At 55.8% G+C, this 9397-nt stretch carries 15 protein-coding genes; 4 read left to right on the top strand and 11 right to left on the bottom strand.

What is annotated here, in order from left to right; genetic code table 11:
* Positions 1-42 precede the first annotated feature (42 nt).
* Entirely contained in the window at positions 43-405 is a 363-nt protein-coding gene (locus BFV97_RS16565) for a response regulator (protein WP_157888355.1), read from the bottom strand.
* A 479-nt stretch (positions 406-884) separates the two neighbouring features.
* Here BFV97_RS16565 and BFV97_RS16560 point away from each other — a divergent pair, with 479 nt between their 5' ends.
* Positions 885-1253, top strand: a complete 369-nt coding sequence (locus BFV97_RS16560) for a plasmid mobilization protein (protein ID WP_069301509.1) — start codon at positions 885-887, stop codon at positions 1251-1253.
* Positions 1240-2760 carry a relaxase/mobilization nuclease domain-containing protein gene (locus BFV97_RS18525; protein WP_083225698.1) on the top strand — a complete coding sequence of 507 codons (1521 nt, stop codon included), beginning with the start codon at positions 1240-1242 and terminating at the stop codon, positions 2758-2760. The genes BFV97_RS16560 and BFV97_RS18525 overlap by 14 nt, the downstream gene beginning before the upstream one ends.
* Before the next feature lie 69 nt (positions 2761-2829).
* On the opposite strand, the gene BFV97_RS16545 is transcribed toward BFV97_RS18525, so the two are convergent.
* Positions 2830-3012, bottom strand: a complete 183-nt coding sequence (locus BFV97_RS16545; RefSeq protein ID WP_069300898.1) for a helix-turn-helix transcriptional regulator — start codon at positions 3010-3012, stop codon at positions 2830-2832.
* 151 nt (positions 3013-3163) lie between these two features.
* Between BFV97_RS16545 and BFV97_RS16540 the strand changes: the two genes are divergently transcribed.
* The gene (locus tag BFV97_RS16540) at positions 3164-3589 is read left to right on the top strand and encodes a hypothetical protein (protein WP_069301506.1); all 426 of its coding nucleotides are present in this window, start codon (positions 3164-3166) and stop codon (positions 3587-3589) included.
* A complete protein-coding gene (locus BFV97_RS16535; protein ID WP_069301505.1) occupies positions 3590-3889 on the top strand; it encodes a hypothetical protein in 300 nt (99 codons plus the stop codon).
* 80 nt (positions 3890-3969) lie between these two features.
* Here the strand turns inward: BFV97_RS16535 and BFV97_RS16530 are convergent, their stop codons facing one another.
* From BFV97_RS16530 to BFV97_RS16490, 9 genes are all read right to left on the bottom strand, one after another.
* On the bottom strand, positions 3970-4266 hold the full coding sequence (locus BFV97_RS16530; protein ID WP_069301504.1) for a hypothetical protein: 297 nt from the start codon (positions 4264-4266) through the stop codon (positions 3970-3972).
* Positions 4266-5879: an IS66 family transposase gene (gene tnpC, locus BFV97_RS16525; RefSeq protein ID WP_069301503.1), complete on the bottom strand. Its 1614-nt coding sequence runs from the start codon at positions 5877-5879 to the stop codon at positions 4266-4268. The genes BFV97_RS16530 and tnpC overlap by 1 nt, the downstream gene beginning before the upstream one ends.
* A 62-nt stretch (positions 5880-5941) precedes the next feature.
* Positions 5942-6289: an IS66 family insertion sequence element accessory protein TnpB gene (gene tnpB / locus BFV97_RS16520; RefSeq protein ID WP_069301502.1), complete on the bottom strand. Its 348-nt coding sequence runs from the start codon at positions 6287-6289 to the stop codon at positions 5942-5944.
* The gene (tnpA, locus tag BFV97_RS16515) at positions 6286-6666 is read right to left on the bottom strand and encodes an IS66-like element accessory protein TnpA (protein WP_069301501.1); all 381 of its coding nucleotides are present in this window, start codon (positions 6664-6666) and stop codon (positions 6286-6288) included. The genes tnpB and tnpA overlap by 4 nt, the downstream gene beginning before the upstream one ends.
* 102 nt (positions 6667-6768) lie before the next feature.
* Positions 6769-7368 carry a hypothetical protein gene (locus BFV97_RS16510; RefSeq protein WP_069301500.1) on the bottom strand — a complete coding sequence of 200 codons (600 nt, stop codon included), beginning with the start codon at positions 7366-7368 and terminating at the stop codon, positions 6769-6771.
* A complete protein-coding gene (locus BFV97_RS16505; RefSeq protein ID WP_069301499.1) occupies positions 7358-7774 on the bottom strand; it encodes a hypothetical protein in 417 nt (138 codons plus the stop codon). Before BFV97_RS16505 ends, BFV97_RS16510 begins: the two co-directional genes overlap by 11 nt.
* Positions 7771-8205 carry a riboflavin biosynthesis intermediates N-glycosidase gene (locus BFV97_RS16500; protein WP_069301498.1) on the bottom strand — a complete coding sequence of 145 codons (435 nt, stop codon included), beginning with the start codon at positions 8203-8205 and terminating at the stop codon, positions 7771-7773. The genes BFV97_RS16505 and BFV97_RS16500 overlap by 4 nt, the downstream gene beginning before the upstream one ends.
* Positions 8202-8528: a HigA family addiction module antitoxin gene (locus BFV97_RS16495; RefSeq protein WP_069301497.1), complete on the bottom strand. Its 327-nt coding sequence runs from the start codon at positions 8526-8528 to the stop codon at positions 8202-8204. The genes BFV97_RS16500 and BFV97_RS16495 overlap by 4 nt, the downstream gene beginning before the upstream one ends.
* 14 nt (positions 8529-8542) lie before the next feature.
* Complete coding sequence (locus tag BFV97_RS16490) at positions 8543-9130, bottom strand: hypothetical protein (protein WP_069301496.1); 588 nt, start codon at positions 9128-9130, stop codon at positions 8543-8545.
* Positions 9131-9397 lie beyond the last annotated feature (267 nt).

Raw genomic sequence — 9397 nt, 5'->3', positions numbered from 1 at the left:
GGTTGGCAACGCAACATATTTTCTTGCTAGCACCACTGCGGATTAGTTAATGCTTTTGTTCAATTCTGAGACAGCAGAAATCAAAGCCCCGGGAAGTGCGGGTTTGCTAATAACAGGTGCACTCGGCCACTCTTTATCCAAGTAGCCCGCTTCACCGGAGTGATATAGGAAAGGAATTTTCATCTGGTCAAGTTTCAAGGCGATTTCAAGCGACGACTCGCTTCCCAAATTGATATCTAGAATCGCAACCGTTACTGAATCGCGAGACAGAATTCCAAGCGCTTCGTTGGTTGAAGCAGCGATCTTGATATCCGTAATGCCGGCATCAAGAAAAATCTCCTGCAAATCCAAAGCAATCAGAAACTCGTCTTCAACTATTAACAATATCAGATTTTCTAATGTCATCTGCAGCGCCTGCATCTAGTATTGTACCTCCGATTTAACCCCAGATACCGCTAAAAAGTTCCGCAGAAAATGCCTCCATTAATTCTGAATGCGAATACCGTTATCTAGCGCAGCAGTACTCCGCTCCATTCAAAATCCTTTGAAGGCACAGAAATCGAAAAAATCTGACTGGGATTAAATGGAGACGTTCGTGTGTTTCACGATCATAGAACACTTTGAGTTGTTTCGGCGTTAACGTAAACTAGACGGGTATTTTTAGCTCATATTGTTTGCTTCTTCGGCAGTGCAGTTTGATCTCATATCCCCCAGTTTACGCCCCCTTAACCCTGCCCAACCACCTGCCTTCCCAGAGACGTTGTTTAGCGGATAGCGAGCCATGTTTTTGCAATGCAAAAACGCTCGCCTTCCCTCGCGGCGCTCGAGTCGGATGCGGTGCGCGCTGTGCTTGCACCTTGTCTGCCAACTGGTGGGAAATGGATATGGGAACCAAAGGCAAAGGCGGGAGGCCGCGTGTAAGGAACAAGCGGGATCATCAGATCACCGTGCGGTTGACCGAGCGCGAGTATCGAAAGCTTCAGAAAGCGGCCTCAGGGAGCAGTGTCGCGGCTCTGGTGCGGGATCGGTTGCTTGGTCTAAGCAAAGAAACTACGCCGCAGATTCCTCTCGTAAACCGTCAGGCTTGGATTGAGCTCAGCCGGACGGCCTCGAACCTGAACCAGATGAGCTATCACCTGAACACGGGCACTCGCCCCGAAGTCGACCGCATTCTGCCCCTTCTGTCTTTGTTGCAGCGGAATCTCGAACAGGTCCGCGCCGGGTTGATCGGGGGCATCCATGGCAATCGGTAACCTGACCAAAGGTGGAAGTGCAGCCGGACTAGTGGAATATCTGCTGGCAGAACACGACCACAAAGGCGAGATCCGGCACCGCGCTGATATTGTTGGGGGAACGCTCGGCTTTGAAGAGGATGCCGCCAAGACCCATCTGGACGCTTTCAAAAACCTGCGCCCCAGCCTGAACCGGAACGTAGTCCATCTGTCGATCTCTTTGACGCAAGAGGATCGGGAACTCAGAGACCAAGAGTGGGCACAGATTGGCGACCTCTGGGCCGAACGGATGGGCTTTGAAGGCTATATGACCGTCTGCCACGGGGATCACATCCACATTGCAGCCAGCCGTATCCGTCTCGATGGCAGTGTGGTCAGCGACTCCCATGATTATCGCCGCAGTGAAGCCGTCATCCGTGAGATTGAAGAGCGGTTTGATCTGGTCCGCGTGGAACCATCCCATTTGCTGGACCCTGACAAGGCGCGGGATCATATCGCAGCACCAACGCGCGGTGAGTTCGAGATGGCCCATCAAGGTGTGATCTCCACCAAGGCCCAGTTGCAAGGCTTGCTGAAGGATCTGACCTCCGCGCCGATCACCGCCACCGACTTTGTAGAGGCGTTAGAGGCCTGCGGCGTGGATGTGCGCCCGAACGTCTCCGAAACGACCGGCAGGCTCTCTGGCTTCTCCTTTGGCCTTGAGGGGCATCACATATCGGCCTCCAAGCTCGGCCGCAGCTTCACCTTAAAGAATTTAACAGAAAGAGGATTTTCCTATGAGCCAGACAGAGACTTTCCGGCAGTTGTCGCAGCAAAAGAGCGCAGCCTTGGCCGCGCCACTACAGGAAGCATTGGCACAGACCCGCGCGTCGAACACACAGACGCAGGCGCGGATCGCCGAGATGCCAACGCTCATGGAGCAAGCGATGCACCCGACACTCAAGTCATTGCATCAGGTGGAGAAGACCTTCCAAGCACAAAGGGAGAGTACGGACCGGATCAAGCAGAGTTTAAAAGCACTGGCGAACGCCCAGACGGAAATACACAAGCAGCAGAAAGCCCTGAGCAGTCTGATCAACAAACGGGCAAGGGAAACGCAATCAGGACAGCGCAGGCTGTTGATAGTGCAGATCGCCCTCGGAATACCCCAGCTGGGGATGTTGGGCACGCTCATAGCGTTCTGGATTGGAGCTTCCTAGACGGGGATGGCTGGGAGGCCCTGTTCCGGTTCTTCAAGAACTGGAGCCGCAGCATCAAGGCCACGCTGGGCCGCCCGCAGAAGCCACTGCCTGCTCCGCCACCCCTGACACCTGCAAAGAGGTCTCAGCGGCCAACACAGGGCGCTCCAGACCATCAAAAACGGTCTAATGAGAGACCCAAGCATGAGTTCGACCTGCCTGCGCAGGAAGCACCCTCCGCCGATAACGTTAGTGAGGAAGAGGTAATCGACGATTTGGAGACCCTCTTCGAACCGGAAGAGCCAATGCCCGACGATGAAAATGAAACAGGGCCCGCGTTCGGGCCCTGAGAATAGAGTGTATGGATATGCTGGTTGGGTATAGGTTCTTCTGGAAACGGTTCAGACGAATTGCACTCGTCAGGCGTCCTCTCTCGTGTCCAGCCAGCGCTGCAGATCACTCTGCCGCCACCCCACAAGGCGGGCTGTCAGTTTGATCTGGGAAGGAAACTCCCCGCTCTGTATCCGGCGGTAAATCGTGGACCGGCTCAAACCCGTCAGATGCATGACCTCCTTCTGCCTCAAAATGCGATCAATCGTCATGTATTTTCCTTTCTTAACGATTTGTCACAACCTAGCAGGACATGTTTAAAACCTGGTTCAAAGGTGGGGCGGAAATGCGGACGCGGTTAGGTCTTTGGGTCGACATCCGTGCTCCGCTGAAGCGTAAGTCAAGGGCAGCTATGCGCAGGAAGTGTCCCGAGAGTCCGTACATATCTACACGGAGCTCGACGAGATCAGGCAGGAGCACGTCGCCTCGATCTCGTCCCAGCTCAAGAGCTTCAGGATCGATTTGAAGAACATTGTGGGCGCCGCGCAGCATACCATCGTGAGCGATACGCGCCGGTTTCAGACCGAGACGGAGAGCTTGTTCGAGACGCGGCTGAGCTCGATCCGCCTTTGGCTGACGATCTCGCCCTGGCTGATCGCGGGGATGGTGCTGACGGGGATCGCCTCGATGATGGCCGCGAGCTTCTTCTGGACAGTGCATCTGAGCCGTTCGGAACTGACAGAGATGGGCCTGACGCGGATCGAGCGGCCCGAGGGGACCTGGCTGATCCTGGACCCATCGAAGACGCGGCTCAGGACCTGCACGATGGGCGAACGACATGTCACCTAGATGACCCAACTGACAGCCTTGGAACGCGACTTGCTCGCCTGCGTCGAGCGGTTGGTGACGGCCTCAGAGGTCTCCGCGAAGGATTTGACCGCCTTGGAGACACGCTCGACTGGCAGGATCGAGAGGGAGCTGGCTGGCTTAAAAGACTGCGTGACCTTGCTCATACGTTCGCAGGCCGCATCCATGAAGGCCTTGAGCGGATTGCTGAACGACGAGGCGAACTACAAGACGCTGAACGAGAACTTGCAGCAGAGCTTGACCTTAGCGAAGGCCGCCGCCGAGAGGTTGAGGGACAGCTAGACAGCCAGGAGGCGCATGCGGAGCGGGGGTTGCGGCATTAATTTGTGAAAAAATTGTCGTTTACTGTAACCGCGCCATTGTTACCGCGGCGATTTAGCTTTGATGCGTGCCATCAGATCGGTGTCATGCACGAAGTCATCAAGGAACTCATGCCAGGTTTTGTTGGTGATACGAGCGGCGCGGATCATGTCCATCAGCTCTTCGATCCCGTCATCGGTCAGTGCGGTGCTTGTTTCGTCGGGTCCGACGTAAACGCTGACGATGTTTCCATAGGTCAGGTTGTCGTCGTTGGAGATGATCGCTTCGAGAAGTTCGGCATCCTCGCCCAACATTTTGGCTACGTAGTCGATGCTGTAGACATGGGTCACGGCAGCCATCAGGTGGCCTGTGAATGGGCAGTGTCCAGCGGCACCCAATTCCACGGCAGCAATTCATCCAGCCAGTTGATCTTGTGATCGTGGATACGGTCGAGGATGTCGGCGAGATAGGCCAGTGGGTCGAGACCATTCAGCTTGGCGGTTTCAATGACGGTCATTGCACGCGCGAGGGTTTCTGCACCGGTATCGGCACCCGCGAAGAGCCAGTTTTTCCGTCCTATTCCAATCGGGCGCAGGGCGCGTTCAGCGGGGTTGTTGTCAATGGCCACACGCCCGTCGCTTAGGAACAAGCTGAGGGCCTCCTGCCGCGCGAGACCATAGCGGAACGCCTTGGCCAGATCGCTTTTGCCGGGGATGCGCAGGAGCTGTTGTTCAGACCAGGCGAAGAAGGCCGCGACTTTTGGCTGGGTCAGCTTTTGGCGCGTCGCATGACGCACGTCAGCGGGCTGGCCGTTTATATCGCGCTCGATGTCATAGAACTTGCCGATCCGGTCGAGCGCTTCGCGGGCGATCTCGGATTTGGTTGAGGTCCAAAAGTCGTGGAAGTCACGACGCAGGTGGGCCCAACAGGCCGCCTCGCGCAAGCGCGGTTTACCATCGGGTTCAGACGCATAGAGCTTGGCATATCCCTTGTAGCCATCAGCCTGGAGGATGCCGCGGGCGTTGGCCAGATGGCTGAGAACGTGCTCTTCCTTCCAGTTCGGTGCAAACCGATAGACGGCCCCCGGTGGCGATGCACCCGCCCATGGGCGTTGATCGCGCACATAGGCCCAGATCCGGCCTTGCTTGACCCCTTTGCCAAGACCCTTGTCGCGCATGCTGCGATCCAGCACCCGGATCGGTGTGTCATCTGCGTGCAGCAGGTCGCTGCCCATGATGTCAGCCTCAATACGTGCGATCAGCGGCTGCAGGGTCTTCATGGCCCGCCCGCACCAGCCGACCAGCGTGCTTTCGGGAATGTCCGCGCCCATGCGGGCGAAGATCTCATGCTGGCGATAGAGGGGAAGGTGATCGTCGAACTTTGAGACCAACACATGTGCCAAGAGGTTCGGCCCGGCCATGCTGCCCGGGATCGGGCGGCTGGGTGCAGGTTCTTGCACCATCCGCTCGCAGCGCCGACAGGATTTCTTGATCCGGGCGATCTGGATCACCTTCATCTGGGCAGCAATCATGTCAAGGAGTTCGCTGACATCCTCACCCACTACGCGCAGATCACCGCCACAGTCAGGGCAGCAGGTGCCGGGGTCCAGTTCACGGCGTTCGCGCGGGGTCGTACCCGAGACACGTGGTCGGCGGCGCAAAGCGGGTGCATCGGCAGCTTCCGGTGACGGTTCATCCTGCCCTTCGTTGATGGGCGCGTCATCTTCCTCAGCAACCGCGACCAGCAGATCTTCGAGCGCCAGCTCCAACTGTTCGATCTCGCGCTCGATCTTTTCTGAGGACTTGCCGAAAGCCAGTTTCTGCAATTTGGCGATCCGTAGGCGAAGCGCCTGAACCAACTGATCATGGACGCGCAACGTGGCCGATATCTTGGCGTTTTCTGCCTGCAAAGCCGCGATCATCGCCTTCAAAACGGCGGGATCATCGGGGAGGTTTTCGGCGTGTTCAGGCATGCGCCTGACTACCAAAAGTCATGTCAAAGCACCATATAAATAACGCAAATCCCGACGCAAAATCACCCCACCCGAGCGGGTGGAGCGCCCCAATCTGGACGCCTCCAATCGATCCCCTCCCACAACATCGCAAGTTGCGCCAAGGTCAGTCGCACAGCTCCATCCTTGGCGCTCGGCCAAGGGAAGCGGCCCCGTTCGAGCACTTTGTAATAGAGGCAAAAGCCCTGCCCATCCCAGAACAGAAGCTTGATCCGATCACCCCGACGGCCTCGAAACGCAAACACCGCCCCACTGGTAGGTTTTTGTCGCAACACGTCCTGGGTCAGCGCCGCCAGCCCTGCGATCCCCTTGCGCATATCCGTGACACCGCAGGCCAGATACACACGCACACCGGTGCCCGGGCCGATCATGCAGCGTCAACCACACGGATCAGCGCCGACAGCGCAGCAGGATCAATCGTGCTTTCAAAATGCAAACTGCGCCCGCCACGCAGGCGCAATTCAACAGCAACTGGAGGCGGCAGCTCAGCGACCGGGGCCTGCGCCACCGGCACTCCTGCAGTTACGGGCATGTCCAGCGGCAAGAAAAGCGCCCCGCCATCGGGCGACCACAAGCCTTTCTTCTTCAGCTCATGCCGCCACGCGTAAATTTGTTGTCGCTTAATCTCATGGCGCTGCGCAACCTGCGTCACGCTCGCCCCGGCAATCCCAACCGACGCGACAATCTCAAGCTTGTCGTCGTCATGCCAAAAGCGTCGCCGCTCCGCCCCAAGAATTTCGCCACGCATCACAGGCCCCGCATAAGAGACGTCAGTAATGACGTCATTAGCGACGACTCTTAGATCATCGCTCCAGCCTCAGGCAGGCGGTGCCAATGGCTCGGTTACCGTTTACTCGATCAACGCTCTGGTAAGGAAACCTCCCGTGTTCGCAAGTTCGCAGCGATACATGGTTGGCTGCAGGTCCTGCTCTTCCAATTTTTCGCGTACGAATGCTTCGCTGTCATCTGTGCACGCAGCTCCAAAAGTCACTTCAAGTATCGCGGACGTAGGCAGTTCGTTATACTCTTTTTGCCGCTCCCCATATACAATTCGCCATTCAGCTTCTTGCTGCCACTGAATGGGTTTCACAAGCAGCTTTTCCTCTAAACTGACTGCTTCACTTGAGGAATAGTTTTCAACATACTCGACCGCTTTCGCTTTGCGCAACTGCGGGGCAACCTGCGAGCAGAAGCCAAAGCAAACGCCGCGATGCCAAAAAGCGTATTTTGACCAAACTTCAGGTTGGAGGGGGTCATCAGTAAAAGAAACTATACCAAAATTTCCATCCAGTTTTTTTAACCCATCATCCGTTAAGTGAAGATTTTCAAGAGGATCAAGGAAGTGAAAGCTGGCGCTTACGAAGATTTTTCCGGATATTATGTCTGCAACGATTTTCCTCTGAAAATCGTCCTCGAGCGGTCTGTGTTTGTACAAGTATCTATTTTTCATGGAGCGACTTCGCTAACGCCGTTCTCAACGCGTTCCCAGACTGCCTGAAGTTCTGTCGGTCTTCTTCACCAATATCATCCTTTGCGTTTCGACATTTGATCGCAAACTGAAATAGCTCTTCTAGAGGATCTGAAATTGCTTTGGGTGGATATCCCGACTCGTGCAGCAAGAATATTCTTTGGCTCAAAGACCTGACTAAACCTGGCCACGCTTCATAGCCACAATCAGGATTGGACTTGGACGTGATATCAATGATTTGGCTATAGACCTTGTACTTCTCATCTCGCATCCATTCATCAAGCTGGTCACGTTTAGAAAACCATCGGCCCAACGAGATTGAGATGAGTTGAGACAAGACACCGCCTGAAATTGGGGCGACCAGTAGCGGCTGCCAGTCTGAGTTCATGCTTCACACACCTGTTCTCTGACGCCCATAAGAATCTTCCCCAACATATTTTCTCCAGTGCCCTCTGCTCCCACACCCCAAAAACAATCGTCTTCTGAGATTTCAAAAATTTGTCCGGTTATTTCACAGAGGCTTCGCGCAATGTCGTCATTTTGTTGGAACTTTTTCAGCACAGCAAACCTCATAACACTGACCCGTTCTTCAAGCCAATCATTACGAATTCCGTCTACTTGCCCCCCAAGCTTTTTGGCCAGCCTAGGCGTTTCACAGTTCAGAATTTCCTGTTTTTTGTCAGGGGTTTCAAATTTCGATGCTTGGTAGTAATGCTCAACGGTTGGCCAAAACACTTCGTCGACTCGAAACCCATAGGCTGAGAAGTTTGAAAGGAACCCATAACGGCCAGAAGCACCATGAAAGCGAACGTCGTTCATGTTTCTTCTTCAGAAAATGTCGTTTTAGAGGGACAAGTCGCAACGAGCGGCAGGTCGGCTGAAGCAGCGATTTCGTTTGCCGCCAGCGCCATGTCATAGTTGGTCTGCAAGTTCACCCAGTGGGCCGGGGTGGTGTTGAACACGCGGGCCAACCGCAACGCTGAGTCGGGTGTGATCCCGGTCGTCGCCTTGATCAACCGCTCGATCCGCGTCCGAGGCACGCCCAGACGCCGCGCAAACGCGATGGCCCCCAACTCCTGGGGATCTAGGTAAAGCTCCTTCAGGAGGTCACCGGGGTGCACAGGGTCTTCAAACAAACTCATCGCCGGATACTTCCTCAGGCCGCGCCAGTTCGGGGTTCTGCGCTCATCTCATCAGCGTAGAGGAATTGCTTGGCATCGTCCCGCACTTCCAGCGTAGCCACGTCAATTGCGCCAACGGCAAGGCCCGCGTTCACCCGACGCGCCGGTTTCCCCGCACTCAGCCACTTCCCTGCTTTGTCCACTGCGAAGCGCCCTTTGCGGGCTCCAGCTCCCTTGCCTTCAACCGCATTCATGATGACCACAGCAACCTCTTCCATCCGGAACAACCCACCTTGGCTGACTGGGGGCATCTTGCGCTTTTGCAGAGACTGACGCGTGACTTCTAACCGCTTTGCCACATCCGCCAAGCTGACGAGGTCAGGCCGCACTTCCCGCAAAACCGAGCCCTCCGGTAACTGCTTTTGGATCGTACGCGCTGCATCTAGGATCGCATCCTCGGCGCGATCACTTGAAGCTTCCAGCGCAACGCCGAGCATTCCAGGCAAGCCGGTGCCAACGATGGCATCCTCGAAGCCAGCCTCGAAGACCGCGTCCATCAGATCGAACGCTTCATGCTCACCCTCTGGAAGGGCGAAGATCAGTTCGAACTCGATTTCTGCCATATTATTCATCCTCTTGCGGGCCTTCGTTCGTGTCGTTGAGCTTCGTGCAACCAAGTGCCCGACTTCTCAATTGCCGCGCAAAGCGGCCCGGATTCTGAGGCGTCGACCAGACACCCATCTGACAAAACTCACCGCACCGGCAGTCTGGGTCGTTGTTCGGGCATCGGATCAGGCCCCACGCATGACCGCGCCCAGAACGCAGAGTGACCGTCCAGCCCAAGGTCTCCAGCTCACGCAGAACGGCTTCGATCTCCTTGGACTTGTGCG

It is taken from the genome of Neptunicoccus sediminis (assembly GCF_001719615.1).
Lineage (GTDB): Bacteria > Pseudomonadota > Alphaproteobacteria > Rhodobacterales > Rhodobacteraceae > Amylibacter > Amylibacter sediminis.
Note: the sequence above shows the minus strand (reverse complement) of the source record. Positions and strands in the feature narration are given on the sequence as shown.